The organism is Colwellia sp. MB02u-10 (genome assembly GCF_014077185.1).
Lineage (GTDB): Bacteria > Pseudomonadota > Gammaproteobacteria > Enterobacterales > Alteromonadaceae > Cognaticolwellia.
On sequence record NZ_JACGVK010000053.1, the window covers coordinates 26,010 to 52,795 of the forward strand.

Annotated in this window: 19 protein-coding genes; 9 read left to right on the forward strand and 10 right to left on the reverse strand. The window is 39.3% G+C overall.

Annotated features, from left to right (window positions below):
• Positions 1 to 316: 316 nt before the first annotated feature.
• Positions 317 to 1,081, forward strand: coding sequence for an MBL fold metallo-hydrolase (locus tag H4J59_RS00635; RefSeq protein ID WP_182235901.1), 765 nt, complete (start codon positions 317 to 319; stop codon positions 1,079 to 1,081).
• A gap of 657 nt (positions 1,082 to 1,738) precedes the next feature.
• Here the strand turns inward: H4J59_RS00635 and H4J59_RS19230 are convergent.
• The 3 genes from H4J59_RS19230 to sbcD form a co-directional block, all read right to left on the reverse strand.
• Entirely contained in the window at positions 1,739 to 2,059 is a 321-nt protein-coding gene (locus tag H4J59_RS19230; protein WP_259369326.1) for an alpha/beta hydrolase, read from the reverse strand.
• 275 nt (positions 2,060 to 2,334) lie between these two features.
• A complete protein-coding gene (locus H4J59_RS00645; protein ID WP_182235902.1) occupies positions 2,335 to 6,309 on the reverse strand; it encodes an AAA family ATPase in 3,975 nt (1,324 codons plus the stop codon).
• Entirely contained in the window at positions 6,309 to 7,724 is a 1,416-nt protein-coding gene (gene sbcD / locus H4J59_RS00650; protein WP_182235903.1) for an exonuclease subunit SbcD, read from the reverse strand. The genes H4J59_RS00645 and sbcD overlap by 1 nt, the downstream gene beginning before the upstream one ends.
• 732 nt (positions 7,725 to 8,456) lie before the next feature.
• Between sbcD and H4J59_RS00655 the strand changes: the two genes are divergently transcribed.
• Positions 8,457 to 8,825 carry a VOC family protein gene (locus H4J59_RS00655; RefSeq protein WP_182235904.1) on the forward strand — a complete coding sequence of 123 codons (369 nt, stop codon included), beginning with the start codon at positions 8,457 to 8,459 and terminating at the stop codon, positions 8,823 to 8,825.
• Positions 8,826 to 9,049: 224 nt separating this feature from the next.
• Here the strand turns inward: H4J59_RS00655 and tnpC are convergent, their stop codons facing one another.
• The 3 genes from tnpC to tnpA are packed head-to-tail and all read right to left on the reverse strand — an operon-like array spanning position 9,050 to position 11,290.
• The gene (gene tnpC / locus H4J59_RS00660) at positions 9,050 to 10,576 is read right to left on the reverse strand and encodes an IS66 family transposase (RefSeq protein WP_182235905.1); all 1,527 of its coding nucleotides are present in this window, start codon (positions 10,574 to 10,576) and stop codon (positions 9,050 to 9,052) included.
• 58 nt (positions 10,577 to 10,634) lie between these two features.
• The gene (gene tnpB / locus H4J59_RS00665) at positions 10,635 to 10,985 is read right to left on the reverse strand and encodes an IS66 family insertion sequence element accessory protein TnpB (RefSeq protein WP_182235906.1); all 351 of its coding nucleotides are present in this window, start codon (positions 10,983 to 10,985) and stop codon (positions 10,635 to 10,637) included.
• Positions 10,985 to 11,290 (reverse strand): IS66 family insertion sequence element accessory protein TnpA, encoded by a 306-nt coding sequence (gene tnpA, locus H4J59_RS00670; protein WP_182235908.1) that lies wholly within the window; start codon positions 11,288 to 11,290, stop codon positions 10,985 to 10,987. Before tnpA ends, tnpB begins: the two co-directional genes overlap by 1 nt.
• Positions 11,291 to 11,604: 314 nt before the next feature.
• On the opposite strand from tnpA, the gene H4J59_RS00675 reads away from it, so the two are divergent.
• The 3 genes from H4J59_RS00675 (at position 11,605) to H4J59_RS00685 (ending at position 15,968) form a co-directional block, all read left to right on the forward strand.
• On the forward strand, positions 11,605 to 12,960 hold the full coding sequence (locus H4J59_RS00675; RefSeq protein WP_182235910.1) for a hypothetical protein: 1,356 nt from the start codon (positions 11,605 to 11,607) through the stop codon (positions 12,958 to 12,960).
• Between the two features lie 85 nt (positions 12,961 to 13,045).
• On the forward strand, positions 13,046 to 14,197 hold the full coding sequence (locus tag H4J59_RS00680; protein WP_182235912.1) for an imelysin family protein: 1,152 nt from the start codon (positions 13,046 to 13,048) through the stop codon (positions 14,195 to 14,197).
• Positions 14,198 to 14,327: 130 nt separating this feature from the next.
• Positions 14,328 to 15,968 carry a di-heme oxidoredictase family protein gene (locus tag H4J59_RS00685; protein ID WP_182235914.1) on the forward strand — a complete coding sequence of 547 codons (1,641 nt, stop codon included), beginning with the start codon at positions 14,328 to 14,330 and terminating at the stop codon, positions 15,966 to 15,968.
• A gap of 81 nt (positions 15,969 to 16,049) precedes the next feature.
• Here H4J59_RS00685 and H4J59_RS00690 read toward each other — a convergent pair whose 3' ends face one another.
• On the reverse strand, positions 16,050 to 17,648 hold the full coding sequence (locus H4J59_RS00690) for an FGGY-family carbohydrate kinase (protein ID WP_182235916.1): 1,599 nt from the start codon (positions 17,646 to 17,648) through the stop codon (positions 16,050 to 16,052).
• A gap of 389 nt (positions 17,649 to 18,037) precedes the next feature.
• Between H4J59_RS00690 and H4J59_RS00695 the strand changes: the two genes are divergently transcribed.
• Together H4J59_RS00695 and H4J59_RS00700 are read left to right on the forward strand one after the other, a co-directional pair.
• Positions 18,038 to 18,475, forward strand: a complete 438-nt coding sequence (locus tag H4J59_RS00695; RefSeq protein WP_259369328.1) for a hypothetical protein — start codon at positions 18,038 to 18,040, stop codon at positions 18,473 to 18,475.
• Entirely contained in the window at positions 18,472 to 18,666 is a 195-nt protein-coding gene (locus tag H4J59_RS00700) for a helix-turn-helix transcriptional regulator (protein WP_182136275.1), read from the forward strand. Before H4J59_RS00695 ends, H4J59_RS00700 begins: the two co-directional genes overlap by 4 nt.
• Before the next feature lie 230 nt (positions 18,667 to 18,896).
• On the opposite strand, the gene H4J59_RS00705 is transcribed toward H4J59_RS00700, so the two are convergent.
• The gene (locus H4J59_RS00705) at positions 18,897 to 19,460 is read right to left on the reverse strand and encodes a DUF2780 domain-containing protein (protein ID WP_182235918.1); all 564 of its coding nucleotides are present in this window, start codon (positions 19,458 to 19,460) and stop codon (positions 18,897 to 18,899) included.
• A 287-nt stretch (positions 19,461 to 19,747) separates the two neighbouring features.
• On the opposite strand from H4J59_RS00705, the gene H4J59_RS00710 reads away from it, so the two are divergent.
• The gene (locus tag H4J59_RS00710; protein WP_182235920.1) at positions 19,748 to 20,293 is read left to right on the forward strand and encodes a VF530 family DNA-binding protein; all 546 of its coding nucleotides are present in this window, start codon (positions 19,748 to 19,750) and stop codon (positions 20,291 to 20,293) included.
• 128 nt (positions 20,294 to 20,421) lie between these two features.
• Here the strand turns inward: H4J59_RS00710 and H4J59_RS00715 are convergent, their stop codons facing one another.
• Positions 20,422 to 22,416 carry a methyl-accepting chemotaxis protein gene (locus H4J59_RS00715; RefSeq protein WP_259369329.1) on the reverse strand — a complete coding sequence of 665 codons (1,995 nt, stop codon included), beginning with the start codon at positions 22,414 to 22,416 and terminating at the stop codon, positions 20,422 to 20,424.
• Between the two features lie 1,332 nt (positions 22,417 to 23,748).
• Here H4J59_RS00715 and H4J59_RS00720 point away from each other — a divergent pair.
• On the forward strand, positions 23,749 to 24,417 hold the full coding sequence (locus H4J59_RS00720) for a PEP-CTERM sorting domain-containing protein (protein ID WP_182235924.1): 669 nt from the start codon (positions 23,749 to 23,751) through the stop codon (positions 24,415 to 24,417).
• Positions 24,418 to 25,023: 606 nt separating this feature from the next.
• Here the strand turns inward: H4J59_RS00720 and H4J59_RS00725 are convergent.
• The gene (locus tag H4J59_RS00725; protein WP_182235926.1) at positions 25,024 to 26,544 is read right to left on the reverse strand and encodes an MFS transporter; all 1,521 of its coding nucleotides are present in this window, start codon (positions 26,542 to 26,544) and stop codon (positions 25,024 to 25,026) included.
• Between the last annotated feature and the right edge of the window lie 242 nt (positions 26,545 to 26,786).

Consider the following 26,786-nt stretch of genomic DNA (forward strand, 5'->3'; position numbering starts at 1 on the left):
ACATCTATTGGCTGAGGCACAAGCACCTGAAATATCTTTTTTTTTGTTGTTATAGTTTTCTTCTACCATTAATTTGGCATATTCTAGCTTTGATTAGGACAGTAATTAATTTTTCTGGTCATTTGAATACCTTTAAGATTTTACTTACTTTAAGCTATAAATCCTTCCAGTTTCATTAAACCATTACAGTTTAACTAAACGATTCAATACCTGTAATGCAGAAAATAAAACAACGACTCACATACTGGTCTAACCTGTTGATACTTCATCAATAACAAGGTAGTTTAATAACAACTAAGTCACCATAGTCACTTTTATGCTCAAATTACACTGCTTAAATGGTTATATTCAAAATATTTATCTGGCTGAGTACCCAGATAAGCTGCTATTGCTTGATGGTTGCTGCCGAGCTGATGTTGATATTTTAGAAGACTTTATCATTAACGAACTTAAACGTTCGATGTCTGATATTACTTTAATTGTCGTTACGCATATGCACCCAGATCACGCAGGAGCGGCAAAGCTATTAGGTAAAAAGTACGGTTGTAAAATAGCGGCGGCGAATGTGCCAGGGCAATGGTATTCAGGCCTTGACGGTAAGTTAATGCACTTAACCGATATGTTATTGACTTTGTGGGTTGCGGGTCGCCATAAAAAAGCTAAAAAGTTTATCTATTACTCAAGCTCGCTGACACCGGATTATTATCTTATTGATCAGGCAGGTTTACCTGGCTTTGAAGACTGGCAAGTGCACTTTACCCAAGGTCATACTGACCGAGATATATCTTTGCATCATCAAATAAGTGATCAAATTTATGTTGCTGATTTAATGGTTAAAGTTAGGGGCAAATTTATTCCACCCTACCCAGTTTTTTACCCTAATCGCTATCGTAAATCTCTGATAAAAATTAAAGCCTTGAAAGTTGAATCTGTACTTTTAGCGCATGGCGCAAAAGTTCAATTAACTGAACAGCAATGGCAACAGTTGATAGCGCTAGCACCAACTCAACCTGTTACGCATTGGCGTTCAGTAAAAACAAAACTCAAACGGGTGTTACTAGGTAAGGATAACTCTGGTTAAGTAGGTTTAACTTTCTAGCTTTGGTAAATCCAAGCTAGAAATGATTTTGACTCGTTTACGTTGGTAAATGAAATCAGTTTTGTACCGTTTTTATCGGTCACTGCCACATTATTTTTGTTAACAGAAATTGACCGAACGGGTGAGGCGATCGAATAGATCGTACCTTGGTATGTATAAGACATAATAAACTCTTTTAAAGTGCGCTTAAACGCATGAACAAAAGCTATATTATTGTATCGTGGAACTTTTTTATTTGAAAAAATAACTACTTTTTGCGATAAAAAACTCGAAAAATCAGACAATAATTTAAGCTTAATAAATTAAGTGATGACTAACTGTGAAAGGGAAAGGCAAAACGCGATTTTATAAACAATCGGTTAAATAGACTAGATGTGAATAATTAACGTTGAGAATATATCTTTAACAATTAGTAAAGTAAAGCTTTATTTTAACTTTTTATTATTACTTTTATGATTACTTTTTATAGTGCCCTAGTTTACCTAGCACAACTGGGAAATACTTGAAGAAGATCACTTAAAGTAATAACTTAAGCGGATACTTAAACAGATACTTGAACAAATATACCATGACACTAGATGGCCGTTCATAACAAAATTCGCTAGCGATCAATAGCTCTAATGCCCGTTAAATCAACAGTTAGGAATTAAACCTGTTTAATGCCATCACCAAGTTATGAGTGGCTTTCATGGCACAAGTACTGAACTTAGTAACTGAAATAAAACCATGCATGCAGTCATCATGATGTTCGTGATAGGTTTTTATACCTGCAGCGTTTAATCGTTCTGCATAAGCAATACCGTCATCCATGAGCGGATCATATCCTAGGGTTAATGTATAACTTGCTGGTGGCTCGCTAATATTTTTTGTTTGCCGTGGGCTAACTAATGCCAAAATCACTTCATCTGGGGTATTAACATAATGACTGATAAAATAATCCATCAAATCGTGGGTTAACATTAAATCCTTATTAAATTTTTGGTAAGAGCCCGGTCAAACCTTGCATATCGACTATCGGGTATATTAAAAACTGAGATGTCGGTTTTACTTTAGCCTTCGCTGGTAGCTGTGTTTGCAGCGAATGCAACCCGGTAGTGCAGGCAAGATATCCGCCTGCGCCAACGATGACAACCGACGGATTTCGCTTTACTTGGCTCATGAGCATATCAGTTATTGTTATGCTTATGGTTATTTTTGCTTGATATTACTACCTTGGCTTTAATAACAATACCGTTTTAACCACCAATATAGCGATAACAATCCGCTAATTCACTCACACCCAGGCCGCTTTGTTTCTTCACTTCTATTTGTACGTCAATGCGTTTTTTTAAGGCATCAACATGGCTTATAACACCGATCATTTTGCCACTGGCGTTTAATGAATCAAGCGCAGACAGTGCTATTTCTAAGGTGTCGTTATCCAAGGTGCCAAAACCTTCATCAAGAAATAGCGAATCAATACTCGTTTTTGCGCTCACCAAATCTGATAAAGCCAATGCTAACGCTAAGCTGACTAAAAAACTTTCGCCGCCCGATAAAGTTTTAGTGTCACGCACACTATCGGCTTGCCAAGTATCAAGCACTTCTAATGCTAAGTTGTCTGATTGCTGACGTTGTAATTGGTAACGACCATGCAAGCGATTAAGCTGCTGATTGGCTAAATAAACCAAATGAGAAAGTGTTAAGCCTTGGGCGAAACGTCTAAATTTAGCACCATCAGCCGCGCCAATTAAACCGTTCAGGTGAGCAAGGTCGTCAAGTTCATTTTGTTGCTTAAGCATTTCATCGAGTAATGTTTGTTGTTCATAACGCTGTTGTTGGTCTTGGCTGATTTGTTGGCTTAATTGTCCTTGACGTATTTGTAATTGCTTTAAGGTGTTAGAGCAAATAATGGCTTTATTATCAAACTCAGCAACCTCCAAGTCATCGTCTATTGCTACGTTTGCACTGAAGATTAAATCTTTGAGCAGTAGCTCATTATTGCAGGCTGAATTTTCACCCATTTCAACAGCGGTAACCAGCTGCTTAGTTTGCGCTTGCAAGTGTTTTTTATCTTCGCCAAGTTGTGATAATTGTTGTTGCACTTGCTGTAGTTGCGCCTTGGCTTGTTGACTTTGTTGCTCAATAGTTAACGCTAGGGCTTTTAAAGTGTTGCGTTGTTCTTGGGTTAACAATGCCGCTTTAAAGTCGTTTTCGGTGTCAAAATCACTAGCCGCTAATTGTCTTTGCCAAGTTTGTGTGGCCACTTGCTGTTGTGGCATTAAACGCTTGATCGCTTCAACATTGCCGTTTAGCTTACCCGCAATATTTTGTTGGCGATTTTTCTGCTCATTAACCCCATTTTGCCACTTAACAAGTAGCTGCTCTTGCGCTTGTTGCTGTTGTTTTAATTGTTGGCGTATTTGTTGAACATCTTGCGCGGCAAATAAGCTTTCGCGCTGCACTTTAGCGTCATTATGCTGTTTTTCTAGCAAACTTAAATCCGCTGTTATGCTTTGCTTAGACACACTCAGTTGTTCAATTTTACTGTGCATTACCGCCAGTTGTTGTTGTACTTGTTGCAGTTGTTCATGATCTGTCGCCACGGCAGACAAGGCGGTTTGATAAGCATGACTTTGTTGCTCAAGTTCATTTATCCAAGCTTGTTGTAATGACACCAGATCAACAAACTTGTCAGCCGTAATAATATGGTTAGATGCGTTAACATCGACGATACCCGTATCACTCTCAGTGTCTGTATTTGCTTGATTAAAAACAGCAAAGCATGCTGGCATAACTAACTGACACGTTTGCATAAACACAGTTAACTTTTGCCACTCTTGCGTTATTTGCACAAGTTTATCGATAAGATTTTGCTTATTTTGCACGATTTGTTGTTGCAGTTGATTTAACTGCACCGTTTTATTTTGGCTCAAGTTCACTAAGTTAACTAACTGCTTTTCTAGCCTTGAAACTAATTCAGCTTGCTGTTGCTGACCTTGTTTTAATTGCTGCAGTTGGTTATTAGCATTATTTAACTGCTCAAAGTTTTGTCGCCGTGTTTGCATGTCGGCTGTTATTTGCTCAAATGCTGATAGTTCAACAGTCATGTTTAATAACTCACGCTGCGCTAACCACTGCTGAGTTAAATACTGCTGTTCTTGTTGTTTTATTGCTTTATTTTCAGTAACTAAGTTAAACCTTTCTTTTAAGCGCTCTTGCTCTGAAGATAAGTTTTTACCCTGCAGTTCAAGTTGTTCTAACTCATTTTTGAGTTGTTTTAAGCGCTGCTGATGTTCACTCTCCTCTGAAATATCATCACTTAGCGCTTGATAATCAGCAATGGCCGGGTGTTGCTCTGAGCCACATAACGGGCATGCTTCATCGGCATGCAAGTTTGCTCTATGGGCACTAAGCGACATAATGGTTTTTTGTTGCTCGACAATTAACTGCACATCAATCAAGGCAGTTTTTTGCTGTTTATAATCTTCACGCAAAGGCGTTAACTGCTCAGTTAAGCGGGTTAATTGTTGATTATCTGTGTTAAGTGTTTTATCAATTTCCTGCAATTCAGCGCTTAGGGTCTGGTAGCGTTGGGCATTAAGTAGCGCTTGTGCTTGCTCATTAATAGTGGCTTGCATGCCATGCAACTGCTGACTAAGTGCTTGCTCATTTTGACACTGAACTTGCTGTAATAGCTGGCTTATATCCTGATCTTTCCTACTAAGGCTTACTTGCTGTTGTTTACATTCAGCTTCAAGTTCAACTAATTGCTCTTGCTCTTTAGTCAGTTCATTAGTCAGTTCATTAGCTTGTGTTTGCCAGTTTTTATCTTGCATGATCAGCTCAAAACTAAGCTGTTTCTCATTAACCATTTGAGCCAATATATTGCGCCATAACGGCAAATGCTCAGGCAAGGTCGCCAAATGCCCTTGTTGCTCAATAATACCTTGCGCGTGGCTAATTTTATCTCGCTGCAATTGCTGTTGTTTGCTTAACTGTGCGCTTTGCTCTGCTGCTTGCGTTAGCGCTTCGTTGGCGGCACTTGCTCGTGCACTTTGTTGAATTTTTTGCTCGCTCAGTTGACTAATTTTGCTATCCAGCGGTAGCACTTGTTCAACAATTAATTGCTCAGTTTTATCTTGCTCAGCAAGCAGCTTCTCATGGCATAACAAAAAATCTGTCAGTGATTGCTCAGCATGTTCAACATGGCTTTTACTGTCTTTAACATCCACCTCAAGCAAGCTAGCTTGTTCATTAAGCTCAACAAGCTGTTGATTAACATAATTGTGCTGTTGGTAATCAGCGCGTAAATTTTCAGCCGGCCCTGACAAAGCTAACGCTTGTAACTCTGTAGCATGATGATGCTGTTTTTGCTGTGCTGATGCTTGTTGTTGCTCAGCAAGTAATTTTTGTTTATTAGCTTGTTGTACGTTCATTAACCAACTGCGAATTTGCTGCCAATGGGCTATTTGTGCTTCAAAAGGTTGCTGCTGCAAAGTTACCTTGTTTAGTTCGGCATTAATTTGCTGTTGTTGTTCTACGCTTAATAATTGCATGCCGGTGCTTTTAGCCTGCAATAACTTTAACTCGTTACTGGCCTCTTTATGTTGTTCAAATACCGCTTTTGAAATATCGCCATAAATTTCACTGCCCGTTAGCTCTTCTAATAAATCGGCGCGCTCATTGGCGGGTGCATTTAAAAAGGCAGCAAACTCCCCTTGCGACAGCATCATAGATTTTCTAAAGCGAGAAAAATCCAAACCGGTTAATCGCGCTATTTCTGTTCGAATATCAGAGACTTTAGTGGCAATAACTTCGGCTTCACCCGCGGCTATTTCACTGTCACCTTCGCCATTAAGTTCACCTGTAGTGATTAACTTTGCTAACTCGGCAGTCGGTTTTTGTAGATTACCTTCGACACTGTTTTTTGCTCGGCGTTGACTCCAAAAGGCCCTATAGGCTTGACCTTTAACTTCAAATTCAACCTCAGCTAAACAACTCGCGGTATGGCGGGTCATTAACTGGTTTTGCTTATCTGAAATAGTAAGTCGTGGTGTTTGGTGATATAACGCCAAACACATGGCATCGAGTATCGTGGTTTTGCCTGCGCCAGTGGGGCCGATAATGGCAAAAAGCGCACTGGTGTCAAAGGGTGACTGAGTAAAGTCAATTTTCCAATGACCCTTTAAAGAATTGATATTTTCAAAGCGTAGCGATAATATTTTCATTATTTTTGCTCCGTTTTGCTGGTCGAGCTAGTATGTGCTTCGCTGTGTTCTAAAAGCGATTGCTTGCTTGAGTTAGCCAGTTGTGTTTGTTCTGCAATAGTAAGGTATAAACTATTTAAGCGCGTTTTACGTTGTTGCTGCTCGTCACTATCCCAAGGTTCTAGCGCCATGCGCGTGTCAAATACTTCTTGAACACTTAATTCACTTAAGGTGACTTTCTTCTCATGACTGGGCATTTGTTGACGGGACTTTTTACTGCGTCTGACTAATAACACTTCAACAGGCAATGCTTTGACTATTTGCTCAATGCGCACGCTTAAATCTTGTAAGTATTCTGCACTTTCAATTTCGATATCGAGCCAGATTTTTTCTTGGCCTGGTCTTTCATCATGGGTGATTTTTGCTTCTACACTTGATGATTCTGTACTTAGTGATTCTGTACTTAATGATTCTGCAATGTTTGAGTCTTCACTTTTCAATGTAATGCTTTTCGACTCAACAACACTAGCAATGTCTTCAGCCAGTGTTTCTAAATGGGTTTTTACCATAGCTAAAGGTTGAAAGCATGGCACGTTACATAGCGCTGTATTGCTAAGATCGCCATTTTTAAATTCTGCAATAACAATACTTTTTTGGGTGTTAGCTTCATCAAAACTTAATGCGATGGGTGAGCCACTATAACGAATATGTTCGCTCTTGGTTACTTTTTGTGGTCGATGGATATGGCCTAAAGCTATGTAGTCAGCCGCTGGAAATTCACTGGCGGGAAATGCTTCTAAGGTGCCAATATAAATATCACGCACAGACTCACTGGTTGATGCGCCAATGGTGGTTAAATGCCCAGTGGCAATAATAGGTAAGCGAGTGCCATCGGCTTGATTAAGCTGCGACAAGCCCTGCGCTTGTTCAAATAAGACTTGATAATGCTCAGTAATAGCTTGTTGCAGTGAACGTTGTTTTTCATTGGCCGATTGCCCAGCGTAGCTTTTAACAATATCGCGCGGCCGAATAAATGGAATAGCGCAAATCACCGCTTGCTGCTCAGTTTTCAGGCTGTTAAGCACAAAGACTTGCTCGGCCATATTATTGCTCACGGCAGAAATAACTCGTGTTGACAGTTGCTGCAATATTTTTTGCGACTCAGTAAGCATGGCAACCGAATCATGATTGCCCGCCAGCACCACTAATTGGCAATGTGTTTGATGCAACTTAGCAATAAAATCAAAATACATTTCACGGGCATAACTTGGTGGTGTGCCGGTATCAAAAATATCACCAGCGACAATAATGGCGTCAATCTGCTGGCTTTTTGATTGTTCAATTAACCAATTTAAGAATTGCTGATGTTCAGGTGCGCGACTTTTGCCATAAAAATGTTGGCCTAAGTGCCAGTCAGATGTGTGAATAATTCGCATAATGTAGTGCACGCCAAAGTCATAAAAACCAAAGTAATTATTCTACCGACTCTCTACCAAGCTTGCTACTAGCCAGTAAAAAAACCTTTAAAAAGTACCATAATAAAATAATTCACAGGGAGAAAAGAAAGAGGACTGCAGGAGAAGTAGAATATAAGCTGATCTGCTGCTCTTAAATGCTGCTCTACTCATTCCTTTCTCATGCTTTCCTCCTTGTAAAAATAATAAAACAACTCACAGGGAGAAAAGAAAGAGGACTTCAGGAGCAGTAAAATATCAGCTGCTCTACTGTTCTGCTGCTCTTAAATTTTTAAATCTCTACTCATTCCTTTCTCATGCTTTCCTCCCTGTAAAAATAATAAAATAACTCACAGGGAGAAAAGAAAGAGGACTTCAGGAGCAGTAAAATATCAGCTGTTCTACTGTTCTGCTGCTCTTAAATTTTTAAATCTCTACTCATTCCTTTCTCATGCTTTCCTCTCTGTAAAAATAATAAAATAACTCACAGGGAGAAAAGAATGAGAACTTCAGGAGCAGTAAAATTTCAGCTATTCTGCTGCTGTTAAATGTTGCTCTGCTCATTCCTTTCTCATGCTTTCCTGCTTGTAAAAAGTACGTTAATTAAATGAACACTTTCTCGATGTGGCTAATTAAATTACTCAACTATACTTATACCAAGGTCAAGGTCGTCCCTGTTCGATATGAACACCATAAATAACAAAGGAAAATGTCATGGAGAATCAGATTGTTTGGGTTGATATTCCGGTTATAGATTTATCCCGCGCTATTGAATTTTATAGTGCGCTACTTAAGGGTGAGGTAAAAAAAGAAGCCTTTGAGCATTTCACCATTGGTATATTACCGCATGCTCAAACCAATGTTTCAGGCTGCTTAGTTCCATCAGCGCCTGAACAAATATTTACCTCTGGGCCACTAATTTATTTTAATGTTAATGGCCGACTTGACGAAGCCATTAAACAATCAGAAATGCATGGTGGTCGACTGGTTGAAGAAAAAATATCCATTGGCGGACATGGTTTTCGCGCTATTATTCATGACTCAGAAGGTAATCGTATTGCACTGCATAGCAATACACCTTAACAGTAAAGTGGTTAATCTCAGCGGATAAAATGACTTGAAATCATCAATCATGTCATAACCTAGCCAAAATCATAGGCGGCTCTCGCCATAAAATCTTGATTGCGCTGCACAACCTCGACAGTAGAGATGATGCAAGATAATTTGCGCAACGGTAATAAAATTACGCCATCGAAATATCAAGCTTGTTTGCTCGATAAAGGTAAGCGCGTAATTAAGCAGTGCGCTTAGCTATAATCGAAGTCTAGCTGCACATTCCACGGCATTAAATCTGTAAAATCATCATCGTCACTTTGACGTGCGGGCAATGTTTTGAATAAATGCTGGAAGTAATAATAAGGATTGATGTCATTGGCTCGACACGTCATGACGATACTGTAAAGTGTCGCACTTGCCTGTGCACCATTGACTGATTTTGAAAATAACCAGTTTTTCCTGCCGGTTGTAAACGGTCGGATATCTCGTTCAGTGATATTATTATCAATCCCTAAATGACCATCTTCAACGTACCTAATCAGTTTATGCCACTGGTTGAGATTGTATTTTATTGCTTTGCCAATATAACTCCCCGCGATCACTTTATCACTGGCTTCATCAAGCCATACTTTAAATTGTGTTAAAATTGGCAGGGTCTTTTCTTGTCGTAATTGATACCGCGCTTGTGGTGATAATTTTTTGTTCTTGGCTTGAGTTTCCAGTTTATATAATTGACTGATAAAGCTAATGGCTTTATGGGCACGGCCTTTATTTTTCGATTCTGCTTTTAAGGCTTCATCATATTTACGTCTAGCGTGCGCCCAACAGGCTACAGGAGTAATACCTTCAATACCGTCATAAACACTGTAACCATCACACTGTAAATATCCTTGGTAGTCCATTAAAAATTCTTCTGCGCAAGCACGACTACGGCCCGCTTGATAGTCGTAAATAACCACTGGCTGTTTACTTACTTCATTACTGCGATAAACCCACATTTGTGAATTGCTACTTGGGTTTTCACCTTCATCGAGGACTTGTACACGGGTTTCATCCGCGCATAAGCTATGCTCACCAAGCAAGTGAGCCTGCATTGCTTTGACTAATGGTTTAATGAGGTTGCCGGCCTTAATGCACCAGTTGGCTAGGGTTCCTCTTGATATACGTAAACCACCGCGTTCAAAGATATCAACTAAACGATACAACGGCAGTGCATCACAGTATTTGGCGGTAACTACTGCGGCTAAGGCCTCAGGACTCGCGATGCTACCAGGAATAGGTTGAGCTGGTTTAGGCGCAGTTATTATTTTATTGGTCAGTGCTTCGTGTTCACAGTGCCGACAAGCGTATTTAAATTGTTTATGTTTTATCACACTGATTTTGGCGGGAATAATTTTCACTTGTTCGCTATCTTCACTGCTACAGTGATGCATTTGTTCTCCGCAACACGAACAAGCTAACTCGGTTAATGTGTGCTCAACCTCTTCTCGCTCAAAATGCTCAGCTAGCGATTGTTTGCCTTTTTTATGATGTTTAGGTGGCTCAGTCGTTTTATGCTGCTCGGCTTCGTTGAAGGTACCTCGAGGGGATTTTTCACTTTTTCGACCGTACTTTTGTGACTTACTTAACTTTAATTCAGCGAGTAGATGGTCAATACGCGTTTGCATTTCGACTTTATCTTCTTGCCAGACCGCCTTATCTTTTTGCAAGGCATCAATCTGTGCTTGCATTTGGGCAAGTTGATTTTGTAGGGTGAGGAGCGGTGTGTCATCTGTCATTTTTACAGCATGACACACTGGCAAGATCGTACAAGAGGGTAAAAGTGATCGTAATGGGTTACATCACAGACAAACCTGATAATGTAGGATGTCGAGTCTGACTCGTCACGGGTAAACCGGATAATAGCCATTGAAGTTGGCGTTGTTCAATACTCATTGCAGCACACGTTTCGCCGTATTTCGGCCATTGAAATCGCCCTTGCTCTAAGCGACGATAATAAAGCCAAAAACCATTGGTATCCCAAAATAATATTTTTAATTTATCGCGATGTTTATTACAAAAAACAAACCAAGCTTGACTCAAAGGATCGAGTGATAAGGTATCGCTGACAATAATGCTAAGACCATTGATTGATTTTCTCATGTCAGTGAAACCAGTGACCAAGTAGACTTGGTTTGGGGAGTGCATTACAGCGCACTCAATATTTTCGTTAAGGCTTGATGGCTTAAGGTCGACTCAAAATCTACTTGGTAGCCACTGGGCGTGGTGAGTTTAATCATGGACGGTTGTGTAAAAGATTGTTCATGAATAACAAAGGGGATCACCTGTTGCTGTTCTACGGGTAGCGCTTTATCAGATAGGCATTTACGCCAAGCATAGAAGGTGGACACGTTAACCTTGTTGTCGCGACAAAATTGAATGATAGTTAAATCGCTACGTTGTTGCTGTTCAAAGATGTTTTGCCAGTGTTTGATTTTTTGCTGTTTATTCATAATTACCTCATGTTAATTTACTAAGATAATTATGCGCAGGCTCGATTAATATTGGTATGTGGGGCTAATTACGCGCTTACCTCGATAAAGTACTACAGAAAATGAAAGCAACTCACCGAGAAATTAATTTTACAACAACCCCTCATTATTACCCGATTACAACTCAAATCATGCCTTGTTTTCGCTTGATTTTTATTAAGTAAACTCGCCACAACATAAATACAAATGATTTTGATTATTATTTGCATTTACGATTACATGCGATTACACTCCCTTCAAATACAATTAGTTATCATTACCATTTAGGTTTATTTATGAAGATTTCAAACATATTAGTGATGTTTTTAGTAAGTACTGCGGCATTGGCTGATGAGCAACAAAGCATAACACCAGCTGCAGAAGACTTCTTAGCACAACAACAGAAAATTGCTGATATTGAACTTCAGCTTAAGGCTTTAAAGTCGCAATCTGCCGCCATGTTAGCAATGAATACAGCAGATCAAACCTTGTCGCTAGATAAAAACTGGCAAATAAAGTCTTACGGCAGTGTGAGATATAAAAACGAGGAAGTATTTAGAAATACCCAAGATTTAGATCCAAGCAGACGTGCGAGTACGGACCTAGAAAGAGTTGTACTTGAATTGGTTTACGATTTCACGCCGAAATGGCAAGTGGAGCTAGAGCTTGAGTATGAACATGGCGGTACCGGTGTAACACTTGAATACGATGGCTTTGAAGAATTTGGCGAATTTGAAAATGAGATAGAGGCTGGCGGTGAAGTGGTCGTTGAAAAGCTACAAGTGCGTTATCAAGCTAATCAATATCTGGCGGTAAAAATAGGCCGCATTTTTGTTCCTGTCGGTTTGGGCACAGACTTACATCAACCTCACCAATATATGACCACCGAGCGTCATTGGAGTGAGGCCAGCATGATCCCACAAACTTGGAATGAAACCGGGGTTAATGTCATCACTCATTGGCAGGATTTTACCGCACAAGCGCTATTAACCACAGGGTTAAATTCAGAATATTTTCGAACTTATCAATGGGCGGCTACTGGCCATCAGAAACGCTTTGAACAAGTTAACTCTGATGATTTAGCGCTCACTTTTCGCCTTGATTATGGCGATGTCAAAAAAGATAAGGGCATTGGCTTAAGTTATTACACCAGCAATACCACAGACAATCGTAATAACCAGAATAATATTGCCGGCGACGGTAATTTACAAATTTTTGGCGTGCACGGAGCGTGGAGCGCCGGTAACTGGTTAGCAAGAGGACAGTACTTATTTGGCCAGTTAGAAGACAGTGAAGCGATTACTTTAGCAAATAAAACTACGCCCGGCTTAAAGCCAGGAAATTTCTCTCAAGTGGGTAGCGAAGCTGAATCGGCTTTTGTTGAATTAGGTTATAACGCGCAAGGACTTTTAGGTTTGTCATCACCACTGCAAATTTTTACTGCTGTTGATTATGCTAATCCGATCAAAAAAGTGGCTAATAGCATCGCTACTCCTCGCTTTGATAAACAAGAGTTATCAGTCGGCGTTAATTATTACCCTATTCCAGAGTTGGTTTTCAAAGTACAAATTTCCGAGCAGAAATATGCTCAAGAAAATCTTGATAACACTCACTCAGTGGCACTATCTCTGGGATATTTCTTCACTATATAGGCGCATCGCAATCACTCACATTAAAAAAGTCACATTAAGCAAAAGTCACAGAATAATAATTTTAAACTTTTAAAAGGACATAAACATGTACGTAAAAAAATCTTTGGTCGCCGCAACTTTATCCGCAATTATTTTATCGGCTTGTGGTGGTTCATCATCGGAAGCGGTAAGAGAAGCGCCGGTAATTAATAACAGCTTTACTTTCAGTGCGACTGAAATGATCACAAATTTAACCAATGACGTGATTGTGGCGGGTTATTTGTCATTAAGCACTGAAGCCAACAAATACCATTTAGCAACCTTAACCTTATTCAACTCCCCTACTGCTGAAAACTTGGCTGCAGCACAACAAGCTTGGCGTGATGTCCGAATACCATGGGAGCAAGGTGAAGCTCATATTTTTGGTCCCGTAGATGCACTCTCAATCGACCCACATTTAGATACCTGGCCATTAAATACTAGCGACTTACAAGCGTTATTAGCATCTCAGTCAGGTTTTACTGCCGAGCAAGTTAAATTATTTAATGATGACGTACAAGGCTTTCACACCATGGAGTTTTTACTGTTTGGTGATGGTCTAGCAGACAATGAGAAAACGATCGATGAAATGACCCCGCTTGAGCGTGAATATTTAGTGGCAACGGCTGAAGTGTTTAACGAGTATGCTCAGTCTTTAGCGGATGCTTGGACAGTTTCTTATGATCCAAGTCATAGCAACTCACCTGCCTACAAAGAGTTACTCTTAACGGCGAACAATAATGTTTATGCGTCTGAGCTTGGTGTGATAGAGGAATTAATCCAGGGGATGATTGGCATTATTGATGAAGTCGGCAATGGAAAAATAGCCGAGCCTTTTGGCACAAGTTTGAGTACTACGGATACTTCATTAGTAGAATCACAATACAGTTGGAATTCTTTAGCCGATTTTGCCGACAATATCCAAGGCGTGCAAAATGTCTTTCGCGGTGAATTTATCAATGGTGCAGATAAACAAGGCATTATCGACTTTGTCGCAGCCGCTGACAGTGAATTAGCGAGCAGGATGAATAACCAAATTAATGATGCCCTCACCGCTATACAAGCTATTAAAGGAGAAGATAACTTACCCTTTAGGCAAGCAATTAACGACGCAGATGCTCGTTTAAGAATACAAGGTGCAATTGAATCTCTATCGCTAGTTCAAACCTCATTCGAACGTGATGTATTACCGCTGCTGGCACAATGGCATGCAAACTAAACGCTGTACTATTTAAATTGAAAGTAATACAGAGAGTTTTGTTGCCATTTAAAATAGGCCGCTTCAGCAAAACTCTCCTGTGTAAAAGCCTTTTCAGCCGATTTATAAAACGCATTAAAAGTTAACATAAATGATAATTATCAAGCAGATAAAAAAACTAAATTCGAAATTTATCTTTGCGTGTTTCACGCTATTGCTAGCGCTCTTACTGACCAGCTGCGGCGGTGACAGTGCTAAAAGCAGCGCCGCACCCATAACAAAGCCAGCACTTACTTACCCTGATTACGCTCATGTACGTTTGTTAGCGGGTAACGCGACAGCAGAAAATGCCAGTGATTCCGGTCATGGTTTTTCAACCCCTATAGCAAGGTTAACCGAGTCTGAATTAGCTAGACACTTGACCGGAGATGCGCATTTTGAAACGTCATTTACCACAGCGCCAAACAATGCACACCCAAATCTCGATGGGTTAGGACCTGTATTTAATAACCAAGATTGTAACTCTTGCCATCAAAGAGATGGCCGCCCAGCGACATTAACTGTGCCGGTTAAAGCGCAGCGACTACTGCTTGGTGCTAATGCCGGTATATTCCTGCGAATTAGCCTTGAAGATGGTCAATGTGACGCGCCATTAGCGGCTAATAATTATTGTCAAAACACTCCCGTTAACGGCTTTGGTAGACAATTATTTCATCGCGGTGTGCTTAAAGCCCGTGATGATTGGCAAGTTAACCCCTTTATTGGACAAGCGAATGTTTTCTTATCATTCGACTATACAAGCGTTACTTATCCTGACGGTGCAACGGTGACATTGAAAAAGCCTGTGTTTGAAATTGAAGCCCCCTACGATGTTAGTACTGAAAATAGCTTCAACAGCGCCCTTTTGCAAAATAATGTTCGCTATAGCCCAAGAAACGGCATGCCTATTTTTGGTTTAGGATTGCTTGAGCTCATAGCCCAAGACGATATATTAGCGCTTAGCGATGAGCACGACGCGGATGAAGATGGCATTTCTGGGCGTGCTAACTGGGTTTTCGACGCCATCAAAAGCCAACGTGGTGAACAACGACCGGTTTCCTTAGGACGCTTTGGCTGGAAAGCAAGCACACCAAGTGTTCGCGTACAATCACTTGCGGCACTCCATGGCGATATGGGCATTACCAACCCGTTATTTCCAGAAGAGAGCATCGCCAACTCCATTATGCATGAAAGCTATTTAGCGCGAACAGGCTTTATTGATACCGGTATTGATGAGTTTGGTCAAACCGAAGCATCAGCAAGTTTTTCAGATGACGTGGTATTTTATGCGGAAACCTTAGCCGTGCCCTCGCGACGTAACATTAACAATGAAAGCGTATTAAGCGGCGCAATATTATTTCAACAAGTTAATTGCACGGGTTGTCATACCCCAAAGTTTACCACTGAAGTCGGCGATGTATTGATAGGTGGTCGGGTTGCTCCTGAGGCATTGAAAGGTCAAACTATTTATCCGTTTACCGATATGTTACTCCACGATATGGGCGAAGGACTGGCCGATAATCGACGAGATTTTATGGCTTCAGGTAAAGAGTGGAAAACTCGACCTTTATGGGGCATAGGATTGACTAAAACAGTTAATCCTGCAGCAGGATTTCTGCATGACGGTAGAGCAAATAATATCGAGGAAGCTATTTTATGGCATGGTGGCGAAGCACAATCGAGTAAAAGCGCTTTTATGGCATTAACCGAAGCTGAACGGGCATCACTTGTTGCTTTTGTGATGTCATTGTAAAAACTAACAGTAGCCACTTTAATAAAGAGTGTTGTTCATGTTAACGATGAACAACACTCACTTGAGCACACAACTATTGGATTACTCAGGATAACCGGTTATTTTTTTAATATTTTGATATATAGGTTTTAATTGCCGGTACATTTTTCGATAAACTTGCTGATATAATTTATTGTACAGTTTTACATTGGCTTGGTTGGGTAAAAACGTTTGCTCGAGTCGGGTCATAGCGGTAGTCGCTTGTTGGTAGTTTTCAAAATACCCCAGACCTACGGCAACATTAATGGCGGCGCCTAAACCTGAAGTTTCAAAAGTATGTGGCCGGTGCGCAGGTAAATTAAAAATATCAGCGGTAAGTTGTAATGCGGCATCTGACTGCGAGCCTCCGCCTGAAACCACTAACTTGGTTATTTTACATTTTTGCCGTTTTTCTAAGTTTTCTTGCCCTTCTCTGAGTGCGTAAGCTAAGCCTTCTAAAATTGAGCGATAAATATGCGCGCGAGTATGCACGTCACCAAAACCAATAATAGCGCCTTTAGCTTCAAGATTTTTTAGCCCTGGCGACCAATAAGGTTGCAACATTAACCCCATCGACCCTGGCGGTACTTGCGCGACTAATTGATCAAATAAACTTTCCACGCTAACCCCTAAAGTTTGCGCTTTATCTATTTCATTTTGACCAAACTCTTGCTTAAACCAATTCACCATCCAAAAGCCACGATAGATCATCACTTCGCTATTAAAGTTATCGGGAAGGGCTGAAGGATAAGGCGGGATAAAAGCTTGAGGTTCAACATAGTTAGTGTTGTTAGTATTAATAGTTGCTGTCGTGCCATAGCTCAAACTGGCGGTGTCTGGGTTAATACAACCCGAGCCTAATACTTCACAGGCTTTATCAGACGCTGAGGCAATTAATAAGGTACCTACTTTTAAACCGGTATGAGCGGCAGCATCAGGGGTGATCTCACCCAGCACCTCACCCGGTTTGACTAAACTTGGTAACATTGAACGTTTCACGGGTAATGCATGCCATTTCCAGTCCCACGAGTGTGCCCAGTTTTGTTTTTTATAATTAAAGGGCAAATAACCGACTATACTGCCAACCGAATCTTTAAATTGACCGGTTAATTTGTAGCTTAAAAAACCTGACAATAATAAAAATTTATCGGTATTTTTCCACACTTCAGGCTGATATTGCTCAAGCCAATTGGCTTGTGATTTACGACGAAAATAATCAACCACTTTACTTTGACCTATCAGGATAAATCCGATGCGCCAATACCAAGGCATAAGCTTATTTTTTTGGCATAAGCGTTGATCAAGCCACAGCATAGCCGGTCGTAAGGCCTGGCCATTTTTATCCAAGTTAATCACGGTGCCACGTTGCGTGGTAACAGTAACGGCGGTCACTCTCTCGCGATAGCCGTTTTCAATCACCTCGCTTTGCTGCCAAAGTTGCTGACAACACTGCCCTAGCATTTGCCAAAAATAATCAGCCTCTTGCTCAGCCCAACCCGGTTTTTTAGAAAAATAGGCTTGCAGTTCAATACGGCTTTTAGCAACTAGATTACCCTGTAGATCAAATAACAAGGCACGAACACTTTGCGTGCCATTGTCGATACTTAAAATTAAATCACTTGTCGGGTTTTTTGTGCTTTTTGTTGCGCTACTTTCAGTCATACGTCATTTATACCAATATAATTTAAAGCTTCAGCAAATTATAAGAATTTTGCCCTAGGGTTAAATATCGACTACTTTTTTATTGTTGTTTTAATAACATCACGATGAATAAGACAAACACAGCAGGTTAACCTGCTGGAATAGTGCACCTAGATTTTGCTAGGTCTGTATTTGTTGCTAAATATTATTGCCGAATATTGTTGCCAAATATTATTGCTAAGCCCATTTTTGCTAACACCATCAATCAAAAACATAAACCTCTGACTCATAAAAGTCAAACTTACAAGACTAAAAGTAAACTACACTTGACATAAAGTGCATCGTCACCTACCTTTAAAATGTAAAGCAAACTTAACTTTTAGTAAAGCAGTGGCGACATAGGAGTCAGCATGATGACAGACAAAAATAATGAAATAATCAGTAAAGCAAAATCTTGGCAGCAGAAAAACAAAAGCAGTACGGCAAAACTCGGCTTTTGGAGCACGGCTTGGGTTTTAAGCATGGCACTGACTAATTTTGGTCCACGATTTATATGGGACTTAAACATCACTTTAACGGTGATAGCCGTTTTACTAAATTTAGCCTTAGGTTTAAAAATGGTGTTGGCTAATATAGCGCATATAAAAGCTTTAGATGAAATGCAGCAACGTATTCAACTCAATGCGATGGGCATTACCTTAGGGCTTAGTTTAGTAGTTGGCTTAACCTATTCAAATTTGGATGTATTAGACCTGATAACTTTCCACGCTGACATTGCTCATTTAGTGATTTTTATGGGACTGACCCACATAGCTGCCATTTTTATTGGCAATAGAAAATACCAATGAAAAATAAACTGAAAGTACTGCGCGCCGAAAGAGACTGGACACAAGCACAACTTGCAGAGGCATTAGAGGTATCTCGCCAAACGGTCAATGCCATAGAAAAAGGTAAGTTTGATCCCAGTTTACCACTGGCTTTTAAAGCCGCCAGGTTATTTAAACTAAGCATTGAAGAAATTTTTCAAGATGAAGGCTAATGCCACTATGAAATTGAATATTACATATTACATATTACATATTACAGTGGCCCCAAAATAGCTGCGCAACTGCAATATGCAATTTCACAGTAGCGCTAGGACATAAGATCAAGTCGCAAAACGCGAATTATTATTATTTTCAGCTCAGGCAGATATTTATAGTTATGGGCTGAATAAACCGCTTCCACATCATGGAAAAATAAGCCTTTGGCTACATCAATAAATGCCAATCAGCCTAACAGTTTACCTAAACCGTCAGTGAGTATTTTTTTTGCTTGTTGCCCTTGTTCTGTGTCCAAGTAGCTTTGTGCAGTAGCAATAAAATTACTGATCATTTCAGGCTTTAACCCTAAAGCTTCAAATTGTTTTTTAACATTATTAATCGATTTTAACGAATCACTGTATTGTGATGCTTGTTCAAGTAATCCACCTAAGCCATCGCTAGCACCTGAGTTAAGTTTGCTAATATCGGGCATTTGACTAACCAGCCCTTCTACACCCGGTATTGAGTTAGCCAATTGGCTAAATTGCTCAGTTGAGACATTATCTTTAACATAATTAAAAATAGCGCCCATACCACCAGCAGCTTGGTCTGCATTAACATTTAATGAGCTAGTTAACATATCAACCAATCCATCAGTGCCTTGCTTAGCAGGAGTCTTTGACACTAGACTTTGCTCAGGTGTATCACCTAATCCAACAAGATTTTTTAAGCTTTCAAACCAGCTTGTTTCCTGCGCGATAGCCGAGCTACTTAACGTTGAAATAGTTAAAAGTACGATTAGTTTTTTCATGTCAAATGTCCATTTTATGAAGAAGTTAATAAGGTGTTAAAATAATTATACAACATAAAGCATAACTGCATGTACCGCTTTATGATTACAATGCCATGACAACTAAAATAATAGCTGATAACAATAACATTTGGCTGCAAAGCCACCATCAAGTTTAAGATGTAGCTACGTAGCTTTGCCGGGAACTAAAAGCTGTGCCTAAATCATTTTTAATTCCCACTGAAACAAGCATTTTAAGGTAATTTGGGTATATAATAGCGTTAAGTAGGATAAAAATAAGTCAATATATGAATCAAGAAAACGAACAATTACACAATCCTTTACATGGATTAAAATTAGACACGCTACTAAACGAATTAGTCAGCCACTATGGCTTTGATATCTTAGCTGAGTACACGCGAATTAATTGCTTCAAAAGTAATCCAAGCATAGCTTCAAGCTTAAAGTTTTTGCGTAAAACTGAGTGGGCAAGAGAGAAGCTTGAACGTTTCTATCTCTATGATTATAAAAACTTACCAGAAGCCGGTGAAGATGAATTTGAAACACCACCGCGCCAACGTGTTATTCCGTTACATATCAAAACTAAAAAACCAAAAGTATTGGTTCGGGGTGAAGCGATTATACCGCTTAGCAAAGATAGTTTTAAAGAGACTCATCGTGCTAAGCCTGAAGATAAAAAAGCTTATAAACCTGAGCATAAGCGCGAAAGCAGTCGCCCTAGCGTTAGTGATAAATCAAGTTATAACCGTGGCGAAAGTCGTTCAAGTAGTAGTTCAAATAAAAGTTCAAATGAGAACAAGTCATTTGACCCTTATTCTGATGCACCTAGATAGTCATCATATTTTTATCACTTCAAAAAAAGCCCTAAATAACTTACGCTATTTAGGGCTTTTTTGTCTTGTTTTTTATCTTGCCTAACTTAAAATCCAAGTCTTAAAACCTAAGCCTTAAGATCTAAGCCTTAAAGCTTAAATCTTGCTACTGAATCAGTTAACGAACCTGCCAATTTATTTACGTCATCGCTTCGATTCGATAAATCTTGTGACTCTGCCGCATTATGTGTTGCTGCTTCGGCCGCTGCAGTCATTGTTACTTCAATATCTTGGCTAAAACCAAGTTGTTCATTCGAAGCTATGCTAATGCTTTTACTCATTTCATCAATGGTATGCAGTGCGGTGTCAATTTGTTTGATGCCATGGCTTAACTCTTGGCTTTTAGAAGCACATTCAGTGGCCTGACTTTGCCCTTGAAAAATAGCGATTTCCGCTGTTTTTGTTTCTTTTTGCAGTGCATTAATCATTTGTTGAATCTCAGCTGTTGATGCCTGTGTACGAGACGCTAATGATCTGACCTCATCTGCTACAACCGCAAAGCCTCGACCGTGCTCACCTGCCCTTGCTGCTTCAATTGCCGCATTTAATGCCAATAAATTGGTTTGGTCAGCAATACTACCTATGGTATCTAAAATGCCTCCAATGCTATCGCTGTGCTTACTTAAACGTGCCATGACGGCAACTGAGTCACTTAAACTGGTTGACAACAAATCAATACGGTTACTGTTATCGTCAGCAATATTGTGTACTTCAACACTGTGTTTTGAAGCTTCTGAAACGTTGTTGGCGGTCAAATTTGCTTGGTCAGTAACATTTGATGAACTGATAAACATTTTTTCAGCAATTTGTTTGGCCTCATTCACTCGGATAATTTGTGCTGATGTAGATTGGGCGATGCGATGACTTTGCTCACTGGTCACTTTTGCTGATTTGTCTAATGAATAAGCATTCTGACTAATGTTTTTCAACAATGAGGTTAAATCGTCACTAAGTTTATTGATGTTTTTGAATAAATCACCAAATTCATCTTGGTTCTTAATGGTTAATCTTTGCGTTAAATCTCCCTTTGCAATCAAGGCTAATGATTTATTGGCCGTAGTTAAAGGGCCTAACATCGCACGAGTAGTCACTACGGCAATAAAAGTCGCTAAAAAAACAAAGATAAGCGCCATATATATGGCTAGGTTTTCCCCTGTGGCAACTTTTGCTTTTGTGGTTCGCTGCAATTCATCAAAGCGTGCTTCAGCAAGCGATAACAATAAAGTTAATTGCTGGTAGGTCGCGTTAAAGCTTTCTACTGACAGGTTATAGCTGTTATTTGCATTAATGTTATCTTCAAGCGCCTGTTTTTTATCTTGATATAATGTGCCTGGTTCGACCAATAGGTTATTTATAATAGCAAATTCAATGGCAAACTCTTCAAGTAAAGACTGATCATCAATACCGTCAAATAGTTGTACCATAAAGCTGTAGTTATTAGAGACGTTGGCCGTTAAAAAACTTACGTCCTCTTTATGTTGAGCCAAAATATCGAGCTCAGAAATTTGCTGTAAACCTGACATAGTACCTTTTAGCGTAAACAACATATCGTCTATACGCGCACCCGTGCCAATAATTTCTACTAGTAGTTGAGCATTATCCGGGAGTTCAAGTAATTCAAGATCAAGCATTTTATTACTGGCTTGATGACGACTTTCAAGAAATAATTGCAAGTTAATCACAAAATTTTCATTAGCTGAAGCGACATTTTTTTTCGCTAAATAAAATTTTTCGCTTTGGTTTACGTAGTCTTGATAATGAACCTCTGCCTGCTTCAAAGCTTGCAGCATTTTAGGTTGGTCTGTGACTTTACTGCGTAAAACCGTAACAGCAGATTGAAACTCTTGATTTAAATTCGCGTATACTTGCTCACTTTTAAGCAAATTAACGCTATCTTGTTGGCTGAAACCTGAAGCACCTACTTTTATCATGTTAAGTAATTTGATTTGTAAGGCACTACTTTGCTTTTGTACTGGAACAGCTAATAACTCAACATTACTGTTGGCCTTGCTAATTTGTGTTAATGAATTATAAAAAAAAAGGCTTCCTGCAACTAATAAAATTCCTATTGTGCTAAACCCCATTATTATTTTTTGCTTTATTGTTAATGGTAGGTTGTACATATATACCTCTAGCGTTAGTGATTTTTTTATACTCGGGTAATCAAGGATTAACCACTTAGATTGATAGTCGATTATAAATCGCTAAAACCAAATGTAAATAGTGGTCAAACCAGTAAAGACTAAAACATTATGATTTATTATGCATCTAAAATTTATTTTTTAGTAATTTTTATCTTAATAATTAAAGACTAAGTTAAAGCATACACTAATCTAGCGCTTTAAAAATCTGAACTCTACTATCTAGCATTAAATCTAGTTTGGTCGACATACTTTCAACTGAGTGATTGTTATGCGACAAACCCTGACAATATTCACTGATAAATTAAGCACGATTTTTCAACGTTAATGCTATTAGAACTGAGCAAAATTTCGCGCTATTTTTGCTCCTTGATATATAAACTAGCGCGTGTGGGCACTACAAATTATGGTTATAAAAGGGCTATCCACATAGCACAACCGACCACTACATGTTGTGTTTACTAGATTTAACCTCTTCGATCACTTATGCCACAGAGGGGTCTTTAGCAACGGTAAATTATGTAGGCGTTTTTTGGTCACTGTTGATACGAAAGCTGACGTTAATGTATTTCATACAAGTAATATCAGAAAGTTTGCTTTACCGAGACTAGAACACTTTACGACTAGCTCTGGTGAGCGACCGCCTCCCAAGACAACACTCTGTTATGTATAAACCACTAATACACAGTAATAGCCTAGCTTACGGGCCAATGGTCGGAATGGCACACTTACGGCTCATTAAATTTGTTCACCTCGCAGTTTGACTGCTTTAGAAATATTCAGTCTAAACGTATGCTCATTTCAAATGAGATTTAGTTTGCTACTTTAGTTAATTTAGTTCGGGGTCGTAGGTGAATTATTGCTCAAGAGGAAATCTGTCAAACAAACCGCTTTGTTAATACACATTAACAATCAACACATTTGTTTCGGTAAATTCAATAAAGGCGCAGAACATCTCATATGTGGTGGCAATCAAGTCTATTTATTCATTTGAGTAAGTAGACTCAACTAACTTAGTTTTTTAAGTGCTAAAGCTTGACATCATAGACTACTATGAAAATTTTATTTCTGTGTCTAATTTTTTTACACTTTATCAACCACCTCCCTCAAAAAAAAATAAACTAAAGCGTTAAATCAATAATTTAACAAGGGTGGATCGATTTATGCTCAACTTAAGGTGTTTTCTTGAGTAGCGTTTTAAGTTGTTGCTTATTTTTATCAAGACGGATTTTAATTAAACAATAAACAATAAACAATAAACAAAAGGATAATATAATGAAAAAATTATTACTAACAGGGTTGTTCAGCCTAGCATTTTTAACTAGCGGAATAGCTAACGCGAGCCTTATCGTATTAGATTTCGAAGGCCTAGATGACCAGGAAGCTATTAATGGTTTCTATAATGGTGGAACCAGTGCAAATGGAAATTCTGGCGTAAATTATGGCGTGGAATTTAGTTCTAACACGCTTTCAATTATAGATACGGAAGCAGGTGGTACCGGCAACTTCGGCGGTGAGCCTAGCGAGGATACAGTGATGTTTTTTCTTACTGGAACTTCCTCGATAATGAACGTTGCAGCAGGCTTTGATGTTGGCTTTTCTTTTTTTTATAGCGCAATAAATAATGCCGGCTCTGTTCAGGTTTTTGACGGATTGGATGGTAGTGGTACTTTACTGGCTTCTTTAGCGATTCCTATCACGATATCTGATGGCGGCGATCCAAGCGGCGATTTTAGTCCATTTTTTGATATTGGTGTAGGCTTTGCGGGTACTGCTAAATCTGTTTCTTTTGCCGGCGTACAAAACCAAATCGCATTTGACAATATCACTTTTGGTTCTGTCAATGCTGGAGGTTCAACGGATGTTCCAGAACCTTCAACAATTGCTATTTTTGCATTAGGGATTATGGGGTTAGTATCGCGTCGATTTAAGAAAAAATCTTAATTTAATTTTTAATATTTGATTATAAACAAACATCAATTATCATGATTGATGTTTGTTTCTGGTGATTGCATTAAGGTAATTTCATCATTAAAGCACTACCATAGGATTAGTAATCCTTTGCTATAGTATAAAATAAAAGTCTTCAGGCATTTCAACTAAACATTCAAAACTACTAGCGTCAATTTTAGAGTTTGATAAACAAATTTTCATTTACATAAAAGGTCGCTATTAGCGATCAGTTGACCTAAATATTAGCCATTAGCTAACGTCTCGAATGCACTTTCTTGACAAAAAAATAATACAAAAACTCTTTTTATTAATACACCTAACTATAAGGTCAGCAATATGACCTTTTGCTGACTGTAAAAAATCCTGACACTATCAAATAATTAGTTCCGCTTAGCGCACCAACAAGACCTAAATGACAAAAGAAAGGAACCACAACATGTAGTGGTTGGTCGGGCTAGGTGGATAGCCCATAGTTATAAGCACAATAAAATTACAGCTTTGCTACACACTTTCGCTTATTTATATTAATGATATAGCCAGCGTATATTATTTTTATCTGTGCTCTTTTAGGTAGCCATTGACTATTTTGATATGATTTTACGACTCAGTAGAGGGAGTTAATTTCGCAATTTCACTACTAAGCTCAGGCTTAACGGTCACTAAAGCTAAGGTTAATTCGGCTATATGCTCAGGTAAAATATCACTCATTGCTTGAAACATATTTAACACATTGATATTAGGTAGTATTGCCAGTGCTTCGGCCACTTCTATGCCGCGCTCAGCATTGACTTTTGCCACGGCTAAAGACAATGCCACCGCAAGCGCTGGATCGGTTTCTGCCACCATCAGTGTTGTTTCTACTTCAGCACAAGGCCGGTATTGTGATTCGTGATACTCGGTACGAGGATCAAGTTCAACAGCAGAAGATATTACCGACCCTTGCATGACAAACTGCTCTTGTTCTTCTATCGGTAACGCCTGGCGCACCGTCATTCGAAATACCACAAAACATGCTAACAATAACTGAATAAAAGCTAAGAAATAAAATAAGGCATCGCCACCAAATTTATCCATCACAAGTGACGCAGAATAAGGCCCTAAAACCCCACCTAAGGCAAAAGCTAAAATCATTGACGACATGGCGGCAACTATCTCACTTTGGCGTAACTTATCCAGTGCTTCGGTAATACTTAATGGATAAGTACAAGCAATAATGCCACAAGTAATAGCCGTCGCTAAAAATACCGCCCATGTGATCCCTAACGGCGCGAGTATAGTCACCGCAATCCCTGCACTGGCAGAGATGAGCAACAAGACCAACAATACGGTACGCCGATCGAAACGATCGGATAAAAAACCAACAGGGAACTGTAAAATAAAGGCGCCAAATATAGCCGCCCCCATATAAAGCGAGAGCTGAAAACCGGTAATATCAAAGGCTTTTGCAAACACAGGTAATAAACTAAAAACAGCGGAATAAAGTATGCCGGAGATAAAACAACTGACCACACCAAGTGGCGAGCGTTTATATAACAAGCGCAGAGACATCGAACTAAATTCTTCAACCACTGGCCCGAAATGGCGACTCAGTACAACAGGAATAATCGCTATGCACATTAATATGCCGGCAATAACAAAAAGCATATTATCTTGAGGGTTGGCCACATTGATAAAAAATTGCCCGCCAAAAAGCCCCGCCAATACAACAGCATTGTAGATGGCTAATATTTGACCACGGGTTTCTTTACTTGAACTATCACTAAGCCAGCTCTCCATTGCCGTGAACGCGCAAGCGATACAAAACCCCATCACTATCCGCATTGCCCCCCAAAGCATAGCTTCTGAGTAGAGACTACAAATTAATATACTCACCGCGCCTAATGACACGCAGCCAGCAAACATTCGAATATGCCCTGCTCTTTTGATCAAACTCGTGCTGTAAAGCGCGCCTATTAGCAAACCGACATAATATAACGATAAAACAATACCGATTGATTCAGTGCTCAATCCGTCTAAATTCATTCTTACCGGCAATAAAACATTAATTAGGCCAATACCTAACAACAGGATAAAACAACTTAAAAATAGAGAAAAAAGTGACATAAACGTTTGGCGCACAAATATCGTCCTTGGTATTACCTTTAAAAATAAAAGTAATCATTGCTGATTTACGTGAAGAAAAGTGACAATATGCCAGCTTATTCATTGAGTTGAGCTTATCAAAAACTAGAGTTTTTATTGCGAAACCACAGTATAAGCAACAACTTCAGCCAGTCTTTATTTTTGTGCTAAGCCAAGCGAAATTGTAACAGTTCTATTAAGATATCGTGCAGCTAAATAGCAAATTATTGTCAACGGCC